At 63.4% G+C, this 18,266-nt stretch carries 19 protein-coding genes; 7 read left to right on the forward strand and 12 right to left on the reverse strand.

Annotated features, from left to right (window positions below):
* Nucleotides 1–84: 84 nt before the first annotated feature.
* Complete coding sequence (locus CP556_RS15875; protein ID WP_098726496.1) at nt 85–591, forward strand: SHOCT domain-containing protein; 507 nt, start codon at nt 85–87, stop codon at nt 589–591.
* A gap of 8 nt (nt 592–599) precedes the next feature.
* Here CP556_RS15875 and mnhG read toward each other — a convergent pair whose 3' ends face one another.
* From mnhG to mbhE, 7 genes are read right to left on the reverse strand one after another with little or no spacing between them, the layout of a single operon-like run.
* Nucleotides 600–1,010: a monovalent cation/H(+) antiporter subunit G gene (gene mnhG, locus CP556_RS15880; RefSeq protein ID WP_098726497.1), complete on the reverse strand. Its 411-nt coding sequence runs from the start codon at nt 1,008–1,010 to the stop codon at nt 600–602.
* Entirely contained in the window at nt 1,007–1,297 is a 291-nt protein-coding gene (locus CP556_RS15885) for an MrpF/PhaF family protein (RefSeq protein WP_098726498.1), read from the reverse strand. The genes mnhG and CP556_RS15885 overlap by 4 nt, the downstream gene beginning before the upstream one ends.
* Entirely contained in the window at nt 1,290–1,895 is a 606-nt protein-coding gene (locus CP556_RS15890; protein ID WP_098726499.1) for a Na+/H+ antiporter subunit E, read from the reverse strand. The genes CP556_RS15885 and CP556_RS15890 overlap by 8 nt, the downstream gene beginning before the upstream one ends.
* Nucleotides 1,895–3,550 (reverse strand): complex I subunit 5 family protein, encoded by a 1,656-nt coding sequence (locus CP556_RS15895; RefSeq protein WP_098726500.1) that lies wholly within the window; start codon nt 3,548–3,550, stop codon nt 1,895–1,897. Before CP556_RS15895 ends, CP556_RS15890 begins: the two co-directional genes overlap by 1 nt.
* Complete coding sequence (locus CP556_RS15900) at nt 3,547–3,900, reverse strand: sodium:proton antiporter (protein WP_098726501.1); 354 nt, start codon at nt 3,898–3,900, stop codon at nt 3,547–3,549. The genes CP556_RS15895 and CP556_RS15900 overlap by 4 nt, the downstream gene beginning before the upstream one ends.
* A complete protein-coding gene (locus CP556_RS15905) occupies nt 3,897–4,361 on the reverse strand; it encodes an MnhB domain-containing protein (protein WP_098726502.1) in 465 nt (154 codons plus the stop codon). The genes CP556_RS15900 and CP556_RS15905 overlap by 4 nt, the downstream gene beginning before the upstream one ends.
* Nucleotides 4,358–6,832 (reverse strand): hydrogen gas-evolving membrane-bound hydrogenase subunit E, encoded by a 2,475-nt coding sequence (mbhE, locus tag CP556_RS15910; RefSeq protein ID WP_098726503.1) that lies wholly within the window; start codon nt 6,830–6,832, stop codon nt 4,358–4,360. Before mbhE ends, CP556_RS15905 begins: the two co-directional genes overlap by 4 nt.
* Before the next feature lie 173 nt (nt 6,833–7,005).
* Here mbhE and CP556_RS15915 point away from each other — a divergent pair, with 173 nt between their 5' ends.
* Nucleotides 7,006–8,667, forward strand: coding sequence for a tRNA uridine(34) 5-carboxymethylaminomethyl modification radical SAM/GNAT enzyme Elp3 (locus CP556_RS15915; protein ID WP_098726504.1), 1,662 nt, complete (start codon nt 7,006–7,008; stop codon nt 8,665–8,667).
* A gap of 411 nt (nt 8,668–9,078) precedes the next feature.
* Here the strand turns inward: CP556_RS15915 and CP556_RS15920 are convergent, their stop codons facing one another.
* Both CP556_RS15920 and CP556_RS15925 read right to left on the reverse strand, forming a co-directional pair.
* The gene (locus CP556_RS15920) at nt 9,079–9,915 is read right to left on the reverse strand and encodes a ZIP family metal transporter (RefSeq protein WP_098726505.1); all 837 of its coding nucleotides are present in this window, start codon (nt 9,913–9,915) and stop codon (nt 9,079–9,081) included.
* Between the two features lie 132 nt (nt 9,916–10,047).
* The gene (locus tag CP556_RS15925) at nt 10,048–10,692 is read right to left on the reverse strand and encodes a hypothetical protein (RefSeq protein ID WP_098726506.1); all 645 of its coding nucleotides are present in this window, start codon (nt 10,690–10,692) and stop codon (nt 10,048–10,050) included.
* A gap of 374 nt (nt 10,693–11,066) precedes the next feature.
* Here CP556_RS15925 and CP556_RS27160 point away from each other — a divergent pair, with 374 nt between their 5' ends.
* Both CP556_RS27160 and CP556_RS15935 read left to right on the forward strand, forming a co-directional pair.
* The gene (locus CP556_RS27160) at nt 11,067–11,669 is read left to right on the forward strand and encodes an HTH domain-containing protein (RefSeq protein WP_098726507.1); all 603 of its coding nucleotides are present in this window, start codon (nt 11,067–11,069) and stop codon (nt 11,667–11,669) included.
* 204 nt (nt 11,670–11,873) lie between these two features.
* Nucleotides 11,874–12,551, forward strand: coding sequence for an IS6 family transposase (locus tag CP556_RS15935; protein ID WP_098726508.1), 678 nt, complete (start codon nt 11,874–11,876; stop codon nt 12,549–12,551).
* Nucleotides 12,552–12,682: 131 nt separating this feature from the next.
* Here the strand turns inward: CP556_RS15935 and CP556_RS15940 are convergent, their stop codons facing one another.
* Entirely contained in the window at nt 12,683–13,198 is a 516-nt protein-coding gene (locus tag CP556_RS15940) for an Lrp/AsnC family transcriptional regulator (protein WP_098726509.1), read from the reverse strand.
* Nucleotides 13,199–13,647: 449 nt separating this feature from the next.
* On the opposite strand from CP556_RS15940, the gene rqcH reads away from it, so the two are divergent.
* From rqcH to CP556_RS15955, 3 genes are all read left to right on the forward strand, one after another.
* Nucleotides 13,648–15,846, forward strand: a complete 2,199-nt coding sequence (gene rqcH, locus CP556_RS15945) for a ribosome rescue protein RqcH (RefSeq protein ID WP_098726510.1) — start codon at nt 13,648–13,650, stop codon at nt 15,844–15,846.
* A 131-nt stretch (nt 15,847–15,977) separates the two neighbouring features.
* Nucleotides 15,978–16,226, forward strand: a complete 249-nt coding sequence (locus CP556_RS15950) for a hypothetical protein (protein WP_098726511.1) — start codon at nt 15,978–15,980, stop codon at nt 16,224–16,226.
* 105 nt (nt 16,227–16,331) lie between these two features.
* On the forward strand, nt 16,332–16,625 hold the full coding sequence (locus CP556_RS15955; RefSeq protein WP_098726512.1) for a hypothetical protein: 294 nt from the start codon (nt 16,332–16,334) through the stop codon (nt 16,623–16,625).
* Between the two features lie 36 nt (nt 16,626–16,661).
* Here the strand turns inward: CP556_RS15955 and CP556_RS15960 are convergent, their stop codons facing one another.
* Entirely contained in the window at nt 16,662–17,279 is a 618-nt protein-coding gene (locus CP556_RS15960; RefSeq protein WP_098726513.1) for a hypothetical protein, read from the reverse strand.
* 81 nt (nt 17,280–17,360) lie between these two features.
* Complete coding sequence (locus tag CP556_RS15965; RefSeq protein ID WP_098726514.1) at nt 17,361–18,221, reverse strand: IS5 family transposase; 861 nt, start codon at nt 18,219–18,221, stop codon at nt 17,361–17,363.
* Nucleotides 18,222–18,266: the final 45 nt, after the last annotated feature.

Genomic DNA, 18,266 nt, shown 5'->3' on the forward strand with positions numbered 1-18,266 from the left:
GGATAGCTGCGCCGCTGTGTCGAAATCGAGTCATCAACACCTCGAGCCGATAACGTATTTCCGATAGCCGAACGATGAGTTCCTATGGATGCGATCGAGAGCCCCGACCGCGAGCGCGACGCGGATACCACAGTAGCCCGCCTTCGTGAGAACGCGACAGGGATCGCATCGCTACTCGTGACGGCGTTTTGGCTCGGCGCGATGTTCACGGGCCAGTCGTGGTGGCTCGCGGCGTTGCTCGTCGGCTACATCGCTGTCGTCCCGTTAGTCGCGATACTGTTCGGCGACGAGGAAGATCAGCGAGAATGGGCCGACGACTACGTGGGCACAGACGAATCGGAGACGGTTTCGGAATCCGAGACGACGGCTACCGACTCCGAGACGAGCACACGTGACGCCCTCGAGACCCTTCGCGAACGGTACGCCGCCGGCGAACTGACCGACGCGCAGTTCGAGCGCAAACTCGAGCGGCTACTGGATACGGAGACGCTCGAAGACGCCGAAGAGTGGACTCGAGAGCGGTCCCGAAATCGAGATCGGGACGGCGACCGAGAGCGGGGTGAAAATCGAGACTTCGAGTACGAACGCTGACGGAAATTTCAGTCGTCGGTCGGTTCGGTCTCGTCCGATCGCTCGGTGCGGTCGGGCCGATCGACACGCTCGGATTCCTCGGATCGCTCCGGCCGTTCGACCGCGTTCGGGTCGGGCCAGGTGACACTCCCGAGGAACGGGATGCCGATCCGCTCGGCGGCGCGAGCGATCATGTGCGAGCCGGTCGGGACGGTCAGGAAGAGGAAACCGATCCCGATCAGCGCGGTCAGCCCCTCTCCCCCGGGGCCGAAGTGGACGAAGCCGGCCAGAAAGATCGCGGCGGTTCCGAGCGTCGTGGGCTTGCTCGTGGCGTGCATCCGGTTGTAGACGTTCGGCAGGCGGAGCAGGCCGATCGTCCCGACAGTCAGGAAGAAGACCCCGACGACGATCAGCGCGACGACGACGGCGGTGTGGATCACTCGATCACCTCGCCGTCGGTGACGAACTTGGCGACGGCGACGGTCGCGATGAAGCCGATAATCGCGAGCACGAGGCTCACGGTGATGAACAGGCCCCGGTCGGTCAGCAGTGCGAACAGGACGGCGATCGCGACGACATTCGTCGCGATGGCGTCGAGCGCGACGACGCGGTCCGGGTTCGTCGGTCCCCGAATGACGCGATACCCACAGAGGACACAGAGCCCGCTGACGAGGATCAGCGCGCCGCGAATCGCGGTCTCGAGGACGGCCGGGGTCGCCTCAGTCATCGTCGATACCTCCGCTTTGGGTGTCCGCGGTACTGTCTCTTTCCCCGCCCGAGACGACGATGTCCGGCGGCGGATCGGACGGCGACGCGTCTTCGTCGAACAGCTCGAGAGCGTAGTCCTCCCAGGTTCGAATCGGTTCGGCGATTGCTTCGGGATCGCGGCCGTTGACGCCGTGAACGTAGAGAGAATTCGTCTCGTCGTCGTAGTCAAGTGTCACCGTTCCGGGCGTGATCGTGATACTGTTGGCGATGACGGTGATCGCGATATCGGACTCGACCCGGAGCGGCACCAGAATCACCTCGGGCTCGATCGGCATGCCCGGCGAGAGCACCCGGTAGGCGACGTCGAGGTTCGCCCGCAGGAGTTCCCAGGTGAACGCGCCGAGATAGAGCCCGGCGTAGGGAAGCACCCGGATGCCGCGTCCGAGGTCGACGTGCTTCCCGTACAGCCGTCTGAAGACGAACGCGACGGGAAGTCCGACGATCAGTCCCGCGAGGAAACCCCGGAGGAGCGAGACGGGCGTGAGTGCCTGTCCGACGACGAACACCCACAGAATCGCGAAGACGACGCCGGCCGCTGGCCAAGTGCGGACTCGCATCAGTGGTCACCTCCGCCGCCGCTGCTCGAGTCGGTCAGTTCGCTCGCGTTCTGGGGATCGACGGCATCGACGTATCCCTCGGTGTCGAGCGCGGCCTCCGCGGCGGCTTCCGCGAACTCGTAGACCGGCTCGAAGCCGACGCCGACCGCGACGATGGTCGCCGCGAGTACCACGAGGACGGCCACCTGGACGGAATCGATCGTCGCCGCTTCCACGGCCGGCGTCTGCGCGCCCCAGAAGCTCTGATTCCACATTCGGGTGGCGTAGGCGATAGTCAGTAGCGACCCGACGAGCAGGAGAACGATCACGGGGCCGGCCCTCGCTCGAGCCGCGGCATCGAAGACGAGGAACTTGCCAAAGAAGCCCGAGAGCGGCGGAATGCCGACGAGGGCGAGTGAGCCGACGAACACCGAGATCGCCAGCGGCGGCGAGCGACTCGCCAGCCCGCCGAGATCGGCGAACCGACTCGTTCTCGTCGCCGACTTGACCGTCCCGACGGCGAGGAAGAGGAGCCCCTTCGCCAGCGTGTGATTCAGCGCGTACACCAGCGCGGCGATGATGGCGAACTTCCGCAGGCCCGGAGCCGTCGCCGTCGCCGCGATCGCGACGGGGATCGCGATGAACCCGACCTGGCCGATGCTCGAGTAGGCGAAGACGCCCTCCAGCGAGTCGCGGCCCACGGCTCCGATGCCGCCGAGGAGGATGCTCGCGCCGGCCATGAGGAACAGGGCCGCGCCGACGAACGGCAGCGGCGAGTCGCCCGCGATGGCGACGTCCACCAGCGGGAGCGGGAGGTCGACGGCGACCTCCGCACCGGCGAACACGGTAAAGGAGAGGCGGATGATGGCGTAGATCCCGACCTTTTTGGTCGCGCCGGCCAGCAGCGCGGTGATCTGGGGCGGTGCGGCCCGGTAGGCCGTCGGGATCCAGAACTGGAAGGGGACGAGGCCGGCCTTGATCGCGAACACGGACAGGAGCAAGCCGAGCAGGCCGACGACCGGCACGGGCTCGAGGCCGTAGGCCGCCGGCTCGGCGAGGCGCTGAGCGAGATCGGCCATGTTGAGCGTTCCCGTCGTCGCGTAGACGCCGCCGACGCCCAGCAGGAAGATCGCGCTGGCCAGCAGATTGAGCGAGACGTACCAGAACGCGGCGCGGGTGTGCTGGGGGCCGCCGCTGTAGGCGACGAAGACGTAACTGGCCATCAGCATGACCTCGAACCAGACGAAGAGGTTGAACAGGTCGCCGGTGAGGAAGGCCCCGGTGACGCCCAGCGCGAGGAAGTGAAAGAGCGGGAAGTAGTAGCTTCGTTCCTCGCGGCCGGGCAGGTGTCGGGTCGAGAAGACCAGCGATGCGACGCCGAGGATCGCGACCATCGTCAGCATGAACGCCGAGAGGCCGTCGGCGACGAGCGTGATGCCGAACGGCGCCGGCCAGTCGCCGACCTGGTAGGTCGCGATTCCCGGCGCGTCCGGCGCGAGGACGATATACCAGTCGATCGCGGCGACCGCGATCGCGTAGCCCGCCCCGCCGGCGAGGCTGACGGCCGCTCGAACCCGCGGGCGACGGCCGAGCAACAGCGTCCCGACGGCCGCGACGAGCACGACCAGCATCGGCGCGATCACGAGCGTGTCCGTCCCGATGGGTGCCGTCGTCATTCTCGATCACCCAGCTCCGTGACGTCCAGCGTGTCGTGTTCCTCGTACACCCGATACGACAGGACGAGCGCGAACGCGGTCATCCCGAACCCGATGACGATGGCGGTCAACACGAGCGCCTGGACCAGCGGGTCGGCCGTCTGCGGGACGTGTTCGCCGTGGCCGGCGAGGATCGGCACCGAGTCGGCGGTCGCCGGCGCGATCCCGCCCATCGAGAGCAGGTAGAGGTTCGCGGCCTGGCTGATGATCGCGAGTCCCCAGACGACTCTGATCAGATCCCGCCGCAGGAGCAGGAAGGTCCCGATGGCGAACAGCGCGCCGATCGTCGCCGCGAGGACGACCGCCGTCATTCCGCACCCACCACCGAGAGGATCGTGAGCAGTCCACCGACGACCACGCAGTAGACGCCGAAGTCGAACGCCAGCGCGCTCGAGATCCCGAGGTAACCGTAGATCGGGATTCCCTCGAGCGACTCGTAGGTCTGGGTGAGGAACGGCCGGCCGAACAGCAGCGGCGCGAGGCCGCTGGCGACCGCGATCGCGAAGCCGTACGCGAAGAGGCGGCGATACGCCAGCACGACGCGATCGCGCGAGGGTTCCTTGCCGGGATCGACGTCGCGGCCGAGGATGCCTCGCTCGAGGAAGTCCAGCCCGAAGGCCATGTAGACGATCGCGAAGGCCGTCACCGTGAGGACGCCGCCGATGAAGCCGCCGCCGGGGAGGTTGTGCCCCTCGAAGAACAGCGAAATCGCGACGACTAGGATGATCGGCACGATCGCTCGAGCGGTCGTCCGCATGATGACCGTCGTCATTCGTCTGCACCTCCGGACGTTCCGCCGTCGCTGCGGGTTCCGGTCCGTTCGTCGTCCGTCAGTTCGCCGTCGGGTAATTCGCCGTCGGCCGGCATATCAGTGAGTTCGTCGCCGTCCCCGCGGCCGCGCATGACGATCAGCGTCAGGATCGAAATCGCGGCGAGCGCGACCACGGCGAGCTCGCCGAGGGTGTCGAAGCCGCGGAAGTCGACGAGGGTCACGTTGACGATGTTGGTACCGCCGCCCTCGGGGACGGCCTGTTCGGCGTAATAGCGGGCGATATCGCTCGGGCCGTCCGGACGCGCGCCGGTCGTGACGAGCACCGTGACGAACGCGGTCGCGCCGACGGCGACCGAGAGGACGGCGTCGCGGACGACGGTCCCGACGTTCCCGATTCCGATCTCGTAGGACTCGGGGATCTCCTCGATCACGAGCAGGAAGATCACGAGCACGAGCGTCTCGACGACGAGCTGGGTCAGCGCGAGGTCGGGCGCGCTTGCAAGGATGTAGAAGATGGCGATCATGAACCCGAGAATCGAGAGGGTGAGGACGCCAGCGATGTGCGAGTCCGAGCGCGCGACCGCGACCGCGCCGATCACCGCGACGAGCAACACGAGCGCGATGGGGACGGTGGCCTCGAGGCCGAACTCGGTCGGTGCGATGGCCCCGGCCGCGACGAACCCGGTGAGGGCCAGCGCGCAGGTCGCGCCCAGCGTCCACGACGCGTAGGTCCGGAGGTGGCCGTCGTGGACGTACTCGGCGAACGACCGGCCCTCGTCGGAGAGCCCCTCGACGATTACGTCGTACCACCAGTTCGGGCGGATCGGCGGTGTCGACCCCACGACTCCGCGAACGCCGTCGTGGACGCGTCCGTAGAACGGGTACGCGATGAAGCCGACGCCGATCGTGACGGCGCTCATCCCCACCGGCGTCGAGTACGCCGTCGGGAGTCCGACGTGCATCTCCTGGGAATCGACCGCCGTCGCCTCGAGGCCGGACTGGACGATGGCGTCCACGGCGATCTGGGGGTCGACGCTGACGACCGCGGCGAGCAGTGCCAACACGGCGGGTGGAACGAGCAGGGTGACGGGCGGTCGGTGAACGTGGCCCAGCGCCTCGGGTCGCTCGCCGAAGAAGAGCGAGAGGAATCGCAGCGAGTAGAGCACGGTGAAAATGCTGCCGAAGACGGCGACGGCCGGATAGAGCACGCCCAGTAGCCCGATATCGTGGTGGTGGCTCGCCTCGACGGCGGCCTCGAAGAGCAGTTCCTTCGAGTAGAAGCCGTTGAACGGCGGGATGCCGGCCATGCTGAGCGCGACGACCGTGGTGATCACCGCCGTTACCGGGAGATCGTGGCGAAGCCCGCCGAGCTTGTCGATCTCTCGAGTCCCGGCCTCGTGGGCGACGATACCGGCGACGAGGAAGAGTGCGGCCTTGAACAGCGCATGATTGAGTAGGTGAAAGACGCCGGTCTCAGCGCCGTAAACGGAGGTGAAGCCGAAACCGGCGACCATCAGTCCGAGATGGCTCGCCGTCGAGTAGGCGAGCAGTTCCTTGATGTCCGTCGACGCGACGGCCATGATCGCACAGACGGTCATCGTCGTCAGGCCGAGCGTCGCGAACAGGAAGAGCCACTCGGGGCCGACGAGCATCGGACGGACGCGGCCGATGAAGTAGACGCCGACCTTGACCATCGTCGCGGAGTGGAGGAAGGCCGAGACGGGCGTGGGTGCCGCCATTGCATTGGGCAACCAGAAATGCAGCGGGACCTGCGCGGACTTGGTCCCCGCGCCGATCGCGAGCAATCCCAACACCGGCAGGAACAGCCCGCGCTCTCGCAGCGCCGCCGCCATCGCGTCGGGCTCCTCGAGCATTGCGGCGAGATTGAACGCGGCACCGGGACCGAGCACGTCGCCGGCGACGATCGAGAGCAAGAGGAGCCCGACGAGCAAGAAGAGGCCGCCGCCGACGGTAATGAACATGGCCATCCGGGCGGCGTACTGCGAGGAGTCGTCGGCGGTGTAGTAGCCGATCAGGACGAACGACGCGAGGCTGGTGAGTTCCCAGAAGAGGAAGATTGCGACCAGGTCAGCGGCGAGCGCGACGCCGACGATCGATCCCATGAAGGCGAGCAGGGCGGCGTAGTATCTGACGAGGCCGGACTCTCCGTGCATGTACGCCGGCGAGTAGGTGAAGATGAGCGCGCCAATCCCACACGCCAGGAGCGCGAACAGCAACGCCCAGCCGTCCACGTAGAACCGGAGCGCGATATTGAGAGACGGGATCCACTTGAGGGAGACGCTGCCCTCGCTCCCGTACTGTGTGGCCAGCAGGCCGAACGATGACAGCGCGACGACCGTCCCCGCGAACCCGGTCCCCTCGCTGAGAACGCGAAAGACCAGCGGCGTCAGTGCTGCGGCGACGAACGGCAGCGCGACCGCGGCGACGACCATCGCCAGGTCGGGAGACATTCAGTACGCCGAGGATAGGGCGAGACCGCCCTTAAACGGTTACCTTTCGGTCGGCGGACCGGTTGCGGGAATCGCTGTGGGGCAGTGGGCGACGCTCACTCAGACGCCGATCCGGCCGTTTCCGATCGGCGAGTCCGACACGCTTATTCGCGAACGGCGACGAATCACGTGTAGTGAGTACCGAGACGCCAGAACCGACCGAAACCGAAGCGTTCGAGCGGGTCTGTAAGACGCTCGTCGAGCGGATCCTCGCCGGCGACGTCGAGCGCGACGAGGTCGAGAAGGCCAAACTCGAGGCCTGTTCGGAGCACTCGGCACCCAAGGTGCCCAAGAATTCCGAACTGCTGGACTACGCGCCCGAGGAGCACCGCGAGGACCTGGAACCCGTGCTCCAGCGCAAGCCGGTCCGGACGGCGTCGGGCGTCTCGCCGGTCGCGATCATGACTTCGCCCGAGCGGTGTCCCCACGGCAAGTGTCTCTACTGTCCCGGCGGCCCCGACTCCGAGTTCTCGTCGTCACAGAGCTACACGGGCGAGGAGCCCGCCGCCGCCCGCGGGGTGCAAAACGACTACGACCCCTACGGGCAGGTGACGCTGCGACTCGAGCAACTGCGCCAGATCGGCCACCCCGTCGACAAGGTCGAACTAATCTTGATGGGCGGGACGATGACCGCCCGCAGCCACGACTACCAGGAGTGGTTCGTCAAGCGTGCGCTCGAGGCGATGAACGATTACGACGTCGACAAGGAGCCCGAACCGGCACAAGGGGTTAGCTTCGCCGAGGATCCCGACGAACACGAGTGGCAGTACCTCGAGGACGTCATCGCGGAAAACGAGACCGCGGACATCCGCAACATCGGGACGACGTTCGAGACGAAGCCCGACTGGTGCGATCCCGAGCAGATCGATCGAATGCTCGATCTCGGCGGAACGAAAGTCGAGGTCGGCGTCCAGACGACCTACGAGCGGATCAACAGGGATATGCACCGCGGCCACGGCGCACAGGCGTCGATCGACGCCAACCGGCGACTGCGGGACTCGGCGTTCAAGGTCGGCTTCCATATGATGCCAGGCCAGCCCGGAATGTCGAAAGAGATGTGTCTCGAGGACTTCCGGCGGCTCTTCGACCAGGAGCAGTGGAAGCCCGATTACCTGAAGATCTATCCGACCCTCGTGGTGCGGGGCACCGCGACCTACGACTGGTGGCATAAAGACGAGTACGAGCCCCTGGGGAACGACGAGGCCGCGGATCTGATCGCGGAGATCAAGGACATGATCCCCCGATACACCCGGCTCCAGCGCGTTCAGCGAGATATTCCGGCGGACTTCATCGACGCCGGCGTCTGGAAGTCCAACCTTCGACAGCTCGCTCGCAAGCGGATGGACGAACACGGCTGGGAGTGTGAGTGTATCCGCTGTCGCGAGGCCGGAATGCACGACGACGAGCCGGACGACATCGAACTCGACGTGATGAGCTACGAGGCCTGTGGCGGTACCGAGCACTTCATTTCCTTCGAGGACTTCGAGAAGGACCTCCTCGTCGGCTTCTGTCGGCTCCGGTTCCCGAATACGCCGGTCCGGCCCGAACTCGAGAACACGGCGCTGATCCGCGAACTCCACGTCTACGGCTCGGAAGTGACGATGGGAAGCGAGAGCGAGACGGACCAGCACCAGCATCGGGGCTACGGCCGCCGTCTGATGGACCGCGCCGAGGAACTCGCCGCCGATGCCGGCTACGACAAGCTGAGCGTCATCTCCGGTATCGGCGCTCGAGAGTACTATCGGAACAAGCTCGGCTACCATCAGGACGGTCCATACGTCAGCAAACGCATCTGATTCCCGCTCGCGCCGCCCCTATTATTCCCACTCCACGATAGATAATTTTATAGCGGTGGAGAATGTAGTACCGCCTGCCGACACCTGTCGGCACCGTTGTCGACTCCCCACTCCGACAGCGGCACACCGCAATCGCCGCTCGCTCGAGCGCGCTGAACCCCACCACGTCGCTCGTCCCCCTGGAGCGACCGCGACGGCGCGCTCGTCGCCCGTCCCGTTCGCCGCGTTCGATCGGTTCGAATGCGTTTCAACCATCTTGCACCTGTCGTTCGGCATAACCGTCATCAGTGCCTCAGGTGATGTCAACGACCGGCCGGCCGATTTCGGTACCCGCTATAGAATTCCGAAGACGTCTCGGAACGGTGACGACGGATCGATATCGATCGTGCCGGCAAATGAGAAACGGTCGATTCAAACGGCGAGGATGGTATCAACGACCAGCATGACCGAGAACCCGAGCACGAACGCCGCCGTCGCGGTGTCCGCGTAGCCGTGGCCGTGACTCGAGGGGATGAGTTCTCGGAAGACGACGGCGATCATCGCGCCCGCGGCGAAGCCGGCGGCGATGGGGAAGAGGCCGGAGACGACCGCGACCAGCGAGAAGCCGATGGCCGCGGCGATCGGTTCCGGCACGCCGCCCGAGATCGTCGTGTAGAGAAGCGTTCGCGGTGCCGAGACCCCGGCTCTGACCGCGGGGACGGCCATCGCGAACCCGTCGGGGACGTTCTGGACGGCGATCGCCGTCGCAATGGCGACCCCGAGTGCCGTTTCACCGCTGGCGAACGCGATCCCGACCGCCAGCCCTTCGGGAACGTTATGAATGGTGACGGCCCCGCCGACCAGCGCGGCCCGACGCAGGTCGTCGCCGTCCCCATCGCGGACGGGGACATCGTCGGATTGGGCCTCGTCCGACGGCAGTTCGCCCGCAGGATCGCGCATCGCCGACCTGCCTTCAACCTGCTCGCCGCGGAACAGGAGATGCAGGTGCGGGACGATGGCGTTGACCGCGAGCAAGAACCCGCCGCCCGCCAGGATTCCGGCGACGACCTCGAGTGGCGAGCCGAGTTCGAGTCCGGGGAGAACGAGTGCGAAGACGGCAGCGCCGACCATGATACCGGCGGCGAGGCCGAGCGAGCCGTCGTAGACGCGGTGACTGATCCGGTCGGTGAGTAGGAGCGGAAGCGCACCGATTCCGGTCGTACAGCCCGCAATCGTGGCGACGAGGACTACCTCACCGAGCGGTGACATACGGGTTCGGTTCGCCGCCTCCTCGAAAACGTTTGCGATCGGGGGACACACTGCCGCTCGTGACTGGGACGCGGTCGGGCACTTCGCGGTCCCCGATTGCCGTGTACGGTCGGTTGTGGCGGTCGTGGGTCGTCAGTCGATCGTGACCTCGAGTTCGAGCAGGCCGAGGTGGGAGGGTGCGCCGCCGCCGTTCGTGCGGAAGTCCTCGGGCGTCGAGTTGACGACGTCGTAGAAATCGGACTGGTCGGTCGGCACGAGGGTACTGCCGTCGTCCCGCTGGAGGAACGCCGGCGCGTCCGTGCCTTCGATCAACTCGCGCTGTTCCTCCCACTCTTCACCGGCGTAGATGAACGTGCCGAAGGAGAACCGGCCCGCCGCGAGCGCGTCGTGTTTCGACATGAACAGCCCCGCTTCCTCGGCGTTGAACTCCTCGTCGCTCACCCAGGCGATGGCCGCGATGTCGTCCGCCTGGAGGAGGTAGAAATCCCAGGAGCGTGTCGCGTCGAACACCGCCCAGACGCTCCGTGGGCCGATGGTGTGGACCTCGACGCTGAACGCCGGGAGGACCCGCGACCCCTCGGGTTCCGGGACGAAGGTGGCGTCGTAGCCCGGCGCGCGGATGCCTCGGTCGTGGTAGGCCATCCCGTCCATGTCGATGTCGGCGTCGATCCGATCGATAATCCCCTGGACGGTGGCCCCGCCCTCCGCCTCGAGGTGCTCGAGGAAGTCGGGAAACCGGGAGACGTCCGTCCACGGGACCTCGTCGCCCGCGCTCATGCGTGTCGACCTCCGCAAGGCTCGGCTGCTCGGTATCGGTGTTTGCGACGCGGAGCCGTCCCGGCCGAGTCGTACATGGTATCGCCGACAGCGTCGTGCATATCTCGTGATGGGGGACGACGAGGATTAGGCGTTCCGACCTCCGGCAGCGACTGCATACCGAGTCGGTACTGATGGAGTCAATTGGTCCGATATAGAGATCTGCTCTGGACGACTATCGCGGTGGAATCAGTGTACACTATGCGTGTGAACTGAACACGCAAACCAGTTTATTCAGACATATCTTTGACTATCAGAGACAATCGTTTCACACCATACCAACCGTTATCTAGCCACGGACTGTAAGTCTCCTACTTCCCCTTCGTGGAAGCCTCATGAACATTCATACCAACGAACTGACCGTAGAGGTATACGTCCGTCCAGACGAACTGGTTGAGCCGATCGACACCAAAATCGACGCGTTACACCGACTCGACTCTGCGGGTCATATTGGCAACCTGGTGATACACGCGTGGCCGGATGCAATCACGCTCACAGACCAAGCACCCTACAGCGACGCGATAGATGCGTTTGAACAGATGGAGGCGTGGGCCAGTGAATACGGGGGCAGCATCCAACCGCCGTTCAGCGTTCGGACTTCCACGTCCACCTTTACGAACGAAACACAGACCACGCTCCGGACTCCGATGATGTGTCTTGCTGTATACGTTGGGGAGCAATTGGTGAATGTCTTCCCCCACTCATGGGGTGACGATCACCATGGAGTAATGGACGCGATTGCAGCCCTCAGAACGGAAGACCTGGAGTTGTTCCCATATGCCCCTGATTTGGCTGCACCACCCCCGAGCCACTGTCCAGAATGCAATACTCAATTGACGAATGTACAGGGAATCGGTGTATGTCAGTGTTGTGACCGAGTCGAAGTCGGCACCATGCCTCATTACAAGCGAAGTCAGCGGTCGCAGCTTGCGCTCTGACTATGAGCTAAGACTACCCCTTTCCCGGTGATAGTCTCCGTAATTTGGTGCTCGATAGATGTGTGCGGTTCCGCGCTCAATTGCCAGCGACGGTTTGCATATAACCGTCGATACGTCCCATTTCGGCGAGGAATTGGTCTATTCGGCACTGTCTAGTTGAGTCAGTTTGAGAAGTGAGCAGGTCGTTGAGTTTCTTGTCCAAAGATGCTCGCAGACCTGCTCAGCGAGAGCTATGCGGCGGATTTAGAAGAATCTTGGGAGAACGAGCGGACGGCGACGCCCGTCAGGGCGTTCGCCGTCCGCCTCCACGAAACTGGTTGTTCTCTTCGGGAGACAACAACGATTTTAGCTGAATTAGGCGTTGAACGCTCGCATGGAGCGGTCTGGAATTGGGTACATCGGCTGGCTGACAGCGGTTGCGACCCGCCGACGGCGAAGCCGTCAAGGGTCGCGGTTGACGAGACTGCTGTCAAAATCAATGGCGAGTGGTCTTGGTTGTACGCTGCAATAGACATCGAGACAAAGTTGATTCTCGACGTCGCACTGTTTGGTCGGCACGGCACCGATCCGGCGGCTACGTTTCTGCATCAACTCAAGGAGAAACACGATCTTTCGGAGGCTACGTTTCTCGTCGATCAATTCGGCTATCGGACTGCCCTCTCTCGGTTAGGACTGAGCGGTCAGGTCAACTATACCGAGCGAAACCTGATCGAAAAGTGGTTTCACACCCTCAAAATTCGGATCGACCGCTTCCATAACTCGTGGGTGGGCAGTCGATCAAGCGTCCGCGAGTGGCTTGAACAATTTATGCACTACTATAACCGCCAGAGACCGCACCAAGCTCTTGATGGAAAGACGCCAATTGAGGAGGTGCAGAACTAGACAGTGCCTCTCAAGCAAAATGAGACGGAACCCGAGTCATATTTCAATAATCCAACCAATGGTGTGTGTCGATCAAGGCGTCGGCAGTAAGGATTCAATAGTCTAATCGTCGTCGTGGTTTCGCTGAGCGACTATTCTTCGTCGGAGCCGATCTCCGAGGGAGTCTCGGCGTCTTCGCCGGCCATCTCTTGGTGGAAGTGATTCCATGGCTGGATGTGTTCCTCCGCTAAGATATTGCTGCTCATGATCTGTAGACCCAGTTCGTCTAACTGTTCGGTGCTTTCCTTGACATCGGATGTCCCTTCGGCTACGACTTCGATGTGGAGATTCTCCTCACCGGCCAGCATCTCCCGGACGTTAACGACACCCCGTACATCGAGGGCTTTCTCCGCCATTTCTGATCGCTTGGAGAGGTCGATTGAGCAAATAAACAGAACGCGCATCGGATAGCCTGCCCGCTCGTAATTGATTTCCGGGTTGTATCCGAGAATGACCCCTTGGTCTTCCAGTTGCTGGATTCGATTGTGGACGGTCGTCCCGGTAACGTCAGTTTCGTCGGCAATGGACGTGTCGCTGGCACCACGGGCGTCTATCTGGAGCAAGTGCAAGATACGGCGGTCGAGGTTGTCGAGTGGATCATCGACCATAGCGTCTAATTCACTGTCGAGCCAGTTGAATCGAGTGCCTGAACCAGAACTCGGAGCGTTCGGGGACGGAAACTGTAGCGGTACATGTAGGTACTGTATTGAACGATAACTATGTATGCATACGTATCTTTTTGCTGCGGGTCCTCGCTCCCTTCGGTCGCTCGAACCGCTTGCAAAAATCTACGCTAAAAAGGCCGCCTCTGCGGACTTCGTCCGCTTCGGCGGTTCACCGCCGGAGCGGGGTGAAACCCCGCGACGGCGGCTTTTTGGCATCAACGGGTTTTGCCGGGGGTTGAGGCTGGCGTCGCAGACGCCAGCCGATTCCCCCGGTAAAAGAGGTTGCTGTACTTACCGATGGGGGCACGGCCACCACACTATGCGGTCGGACTGGGATCAGGCGCTGGCGTCGGAGCGACACGTCTTTTTGACCGGGACGGGCAGTGTGAGGTATGGATCCAAAGCGGGAACTCACCAGCGTCGACCTCGCCGCCCTCGTCGGGGAACTCGGGGCCTACGAGGGGGCGAAGCTGGACAAGGCCTATCTCTACGGCGACGACCTCGTCCGACTCAAGATGCGGGACTTCGACCGCGGTCGCACGGAACTGATCATCGAGGTCGGCGAGACCAAGCGGGCCCACACGGTCGCCCCCGAGCGCGTTCCCGACGCTCCCGGCCGCCCGCCCCAGTTCGCGATGATGCTCCGCAACCGCCTCTCCGGGGCCGACTTCGCCGGCGTCGAGCAGTACGAGTTCGACCGCATCCTCGAGTTCGTCTTCGAACGCGACGACGGCACGACCCGGATCATCGTCGAACTGTTCGGACAGGGCAACATCGCCGTCACCGACGGCGAGTACGAAGTGATCGACTGCCTCGAGACCGTCCGGCTCAAGTCCCGCACCGTCGTTCCGGGATCGCGCTACGAGTTCCCCGACTCCCGGACGAACCCGCTGACGATTTCCCGCGAGGCGTTCGATCACGAGATGAACGACTCCGATACGGACGTCGTCCGGACGCTGGCGACGCAACTCAACTTCGGTGGCTTCTACGCCGAGGAGCTGTGTACCCGTGCCGGCGTCGAGAAGGGACTGGACATTCCGGACGCCGACGAGGACGTCTACGATCGGCTCTACGAAGCGATCGAACGGCTCGCGCTCGACATCCGGAACGGCAACTTCGACCCGCGACTTTACCTCGAGGGCGGTGACGAAGACGACGAGGACGCCGAGAACGGACCGGACGGCAACGTCGACGACGCCGCGACTGGTGACGCCGATGCCACCGACGCACACGTCGTCGACGTGACCCCGTTCCCGCTCGAGGAGCGTTCGGGACTCGCCGCGGAACCGTATGATTCGTTCCTGAGCGCGCTGGACGACTACTTCTTCCGGCTCGAGCTGGACGACGAGGAGGAGCCGGACCCGACCGACCAACGGCCGGATTTCGGGTCGGAGATTGCCAAACACGAGCGGATCATCGAGCAACAGCAGGGGGCGATCGAGGGATTCGAGCAGGAGGCCGACTCACTGCGCGAGCAGGCCGAATTGCTCTACGCCGAGTACGGGCTGGTCGACGAGATCCTCTCGACGATCCAGAACGCCCGGCAGCAGGATCGCCCGTGGGACGAGATCAGGGAGCGATTCGAGGAGGGAGCCGACCGCGGTATCGAGGCCGCCGAGGCGGTCGTCGACGTCGACGGCAGCGAGGGGACGGTCACCGTCGATATCGACGGTGAGCGGATCAGTCTCGTCACGCAGCAGGGCGTCGAACAGAACGCCGACCGGCTCTACACCGAGGCCAAGCGCGTCGAGGAGAAAAAGGAGGGCGCGCTGGCGGCTATCGAGAACACCCGCGATGACCTCGAGGACGCCAAGCGCCGCCGTGACGAGTGGGAAGCCGACGACGGCGAGAGTGCGGACGAAGACGAGTCCGACGAGGAGGGCGAGGACACCCAACGCGACTGGCTCGCGGAGCCGTCGGTCCCGATCCGCGAGAACGAACCGTGGTTCGATCGCTTCCGCTGGTTCAAGACGAGCGACGATTTCCTCGTGATCGGCGGGCGCAACGCCGACCAGAACGAGGAACTCGTCAAGAAGTATCTCGAGCCGGGCGACACAGTCTTGCACACGCAGGCCCACGGCGCCCCCGTCACCGTGCTGAAGGCGACCGATCCCAGCGAGGCCTCCTCGAGCGATATCGACCTCCCCGAGTCGAGCATCGAGGAGGCCGCCCGGTTCGCCGTCTCCTACTCGTCGGTCTGGAAGGACGGCCGCTACGCGGGCGACGTCTACGCCGTCGACTCCGATCAGGTCACGAAAACTCCCGAGAGCGGCGAGTACCTCGAGAAGGGCGGGTTTGCGATCCGCGGCGACCGGACATACTACCGCGATACGCCGGTCGACGTGGCGGTCGGCATTCAGTGCGAGCCGTACACGCGAGTGATCGGCGGGCCGTCGTCGGCCATCGAGGACCGGGCGGTGACGACGATCGAACTCGAGCCCGGCCGGTACGCACAGGCCGACACGGCAAAGCGGCTCTACCGCACGTTCCGGGAACGGTTCGAGGACGAGACGTTCGTCCGCAAAATCGCGAGCCCCGACCGGATCCAGCACTTCATGCCGCCGGGCGGCAGTCGGATTAGCGAGGAGTAAGTCACAGTCGCGGCGATCTGTCCGAATCAGCGATGGCTGCGTGATTGTCTCATGCCGCATACTCGAGATCGGACCGCGACCCCGATATAGACGGCTCAACATTGATCGGTGGGTCCGAACTAGCGCAGTCGATGACGCCACTACTCGAGGCACTCGTCCCCGCGGTGCTCGGCGGACTCGATGGGCCGGTCGTCATCGGGTGGGTTATCGTCGCAGCGATGGTGGTTGCGATCGGATTCGTGGTGTTCCTGGCGCTCGGTCCCGGCACCCAACCGTATCAGGCGGAGCACGCCGAACCGACGTCGACGGACGACAGCGGTGTTCGCGACGCGAACGCGGAGGAGCAATCGAACTCCTCGACCGAGTCTGGATCCGATTGACTGTGTCGGCGCAATTCGCTGTGATGCGTTCGTTTCTCCGGCGTTTGAATGCAGGCTGCACCTGCCGGGTTCAGGACTACACTGTCGACCGTGAATGCACCGCCCATGGTTGATATCGAAACGAACACCGACACGGAGCCGGAGCTGGGCACCGCGACCATCGTTTACCAGACGCCAGGTGAGGACGTCGAGCGCGTCACCGTCGACAACGACCGCATCGCCTACTTTCAGGATCACTGGCTGTTCGCGTACGGGACCGACGACGACGGCAACGATGTCGTCCGCCGAGTCCCCAAGGAGAGCGTCCACTACGTCGAACGCTCTGTCGAGGAGATCGAGGAAACGTTCGAATCCGGCCTCGAGAAGGCGAAAGGAAAACTCGAGGAGCTCAGGGACTGACCGCATCGGCGATCGATCCGCGTCCGTCAGTCGGTGTTACCGTTGTTCGACGGACGAATCGTCCATGTGCATCTCGTGAATCGAGATTCGAATGTCGGAGGCGTCGTCGAACTCGGTCGTCGGGCGGGCCGATCCGTCGATCCCGCCACGTTCGCGTTCGTGTTCGGCGCGACGGACCGCACGGCGATCGGACGCATCGTACGCCGATCCCATCGCGATCAGGAAGCCGACCATCGCGGTCACGAGCGCGACGACGCCGATCGCGATGGCCCCGATCGAGGCCACGGCACCGGTGAGGACCTCTCCCGAGACCAGCAGTGAGACTGCCGTTACGGCCGCGATCAAAGCAATCAATCTGGCAAGGCGACCGGTATCGAGGCCGTGATAGGTCTTCTCGCCGGTCGTATCGGATAACACCGACAGGATTCCGTCGTACGAATCGTCGGTTCGGGCGTTCCCGAGCGAGTGAATCGATTGTGCGACCCACACGCCGGCCGTGAAGTTGAGAAACGCGACGAACGAGACGAGCCCGAGTTGTCCGTCGACGAACAGCCCCGTCACGACCGCACTCGCAAACGTCATCGCCATGATCACGTGGGTCAGAAGCGAGCGGACGCCGAAGTCTTCTAACCGAGCCGTGTATTTCAGGTTCATACTCGAACGGAGGTGTGCAGCGAGAATAGCGTCAACCCCTACCTATGTCAAATGGTAACGGCCTTGTTTAGACGCGTAAATTCACGGTTGTGAGTGGCTGACGCTGAGTTCGATGTTTCTGACAGCGCATTTCAGCACGAGTTCGCGGAACTGACCAAACCACGTTCGAGCGCGAACGATCTCGCCGTATTTTCGGCGTAACGCGAAAAATATGGATTCTGCGTTCGAGCGTTGATGGTAGATCGTATCATCTTGCAGAAGGTTGTTAGCGATGCCGTGCCAGCCAAATTCGCGGTGCTTGATCACCGGTTTGACGCCTTCAGCTCGTAATCTTTGGCGAAGCAGCCACCAGTCGTAGCCTTTGTCGGCTGTAAGAATGTTCAGTTTGTCGAGGTTCCGTTTGACCATCTGCCAACCGATTTTCGAATCATGCGGTTGTTTCATCGAACAATGTATATCGAGGATCACACCAGTCTTGCAATCACTGAGGAGCGTCGTTTTCACCGCCTCGAACGTGTAATTCGTGCGTTTTGCGTAGTGTTGGCTGGCAGCTATCCGGTCCATGCCGGTTGCGTCAATCGCCTGGACATCGCCGAGATCGTGCAACTCCGCCGACAACCGCAGCAGGACGCGCCAGATTCGCATTTTAAGATCCTGCTTGCGCGTACACACGGTCGTGAAATCAGGCAGTTCAGCCACCGCTAGACCGAGTTTCTCAACAATTCCATGCATCTCGTGAAGCACGTCCAGCAGCCGCCGATACGTGTGATCAAGGTACTCGCGGAGGCCGTGAATTGCCACGATCACCCAGTCTGCGTAGCCATTTTCACCTTCTTCGAACGCTGGATCCGGCTCGCCGACGACGGCTTTTTGAGCAAGCGACACAACCCGATCAGTGAAGCGGGCGAGTTTGCTGGACACAAACTCCTCTTCCCGCTTCACTTCCTAGTAAGTTAGACATTTAGCCGCTCTTACTAGCGTCTAAAC

Source organism: Natrinema sp. CBA1119 (assembly GCF_002572525.1).
In the GTDB taxonomy this organism is placed as follows: Archaea; Halobacteriota; Halobacteria; order Halobacteriales; family Natrialbaceae; genus Natrinema.

Excerpts from the sequence above, each read along its gene's own strand:
- CP556_RS15875 (WP_098726496.1), top strand. The coding sequence starts at position 85 with ATGGATGCGATCGAGAGCCCCGACCGCGAGCGCGACGCGGATACCACA.
- CP556_RS15885 (WP_098726498.1), bottom strand. The coding sequence starts at position 1,297 with ATGACTGAGGCGACCCCGGCCGTCCTCGAGACCGCGATTCGCGGCGCG.
- CP556_RS15890 (WP_098726499.1), bottom strand. The coding sequence starts at position 1,895 with ATGCGAGTCCGCACTTGGCCAGCGGCCGGCGTCGTCTTCGCGATTCTG.
- CP556_RS15895 (WP_098726500.1), bottom strand. The coding sequence starts at position 3,550 with ATGACGACGGCACCCATCGGGACGGACACGCTCGTGATCGCGCCGATG.
- CP556_RS15900 (WP_098726501.1), bottom strand. The coding sequence starts at position 3,900 with ATGACGGCGGTCGTCCTCGCGGCGACGATCGGCGCGCTGTTCGCCATC.
- CP556_RS15905 (WP_098726502.1), bottom strand. The coding sequence starts at position 4,361 with ATGACGACGGTCATCATGCGGACGACCGCTCGAGCGATCGTGCCGATC.
- mbhE (WP_098726503.1), bottom strand. The coding sequence starts at position 6,832 with ATGTCTCCCGACCTGGCGATGGTCGTCGCCGCGGTCGCGCTGCCGTTC.
- CP556_RS15920 (WP_098726505.1), bottom strand. The coding sequence starts at position 9,915 with ATGTCACCGCTCGGTGAGGTAGTCCTCGTCGCCACGATTGCGGGCTGT.
- CP556_RS15925 (WP_098726506.1), bottom strand. The coding sequence starts at position 10,692 with ATGAGCGCGGGCGACGAGGTCCCGTGGACGGACGTCTCCCGGTTTCCC.
- CP556_RS27160 (WP_098726507.1), top strand. The coding sequence starts at position 11,067 with ATGAACATTCATACCAACGAACTGACCGTAGAGGTATACGTCCGTCCA.
- CP556_RS15935 (WP_098726508.1), top strand. The coding sequence starts at position 11,874 with ATGCTCGCAGACCTGCTCAGCGAGAGCTATGCGGCGGATTTAGAAGAA.
- CP556_RS15940 (WP_098726509.1), bottom strand. The coding sequence starts at position 13,198 with ATGGTCGATGATCCACTCGACAACCTCGACCGCCGTATCTTGCACTTG.
- rqcH (WP_098726510.1), top strand. The coding sequence starts at position 13,648 with ATGGATCCAAAGCGGGAACTCACCAGCGTCGACCTCGCCGCCCTCGTC.
- CP556_RS15950 (WP_098726511.1), top strand. The coding sequence starts at position 15,978 with ATGACGCCACTACTCGAGGCACTCGTCCCCGCGGTGCTCGGCGGACTC.
- CP556_RS15955 (WP_098726512.1), top strand. The coding sequence starts at position 16,332 with ATGGTTGATATCGAAACGAACACCGACACGGAGCCGGAGCTGGGCACC.
- CP556_RS15960 (WP_098726513.1), bottom strand. The coding sequence starts at position 17,279 with ATGAACCTGAAATACACGGCTCGGTTAGAAGACTTCGGCGTCCGCTCG.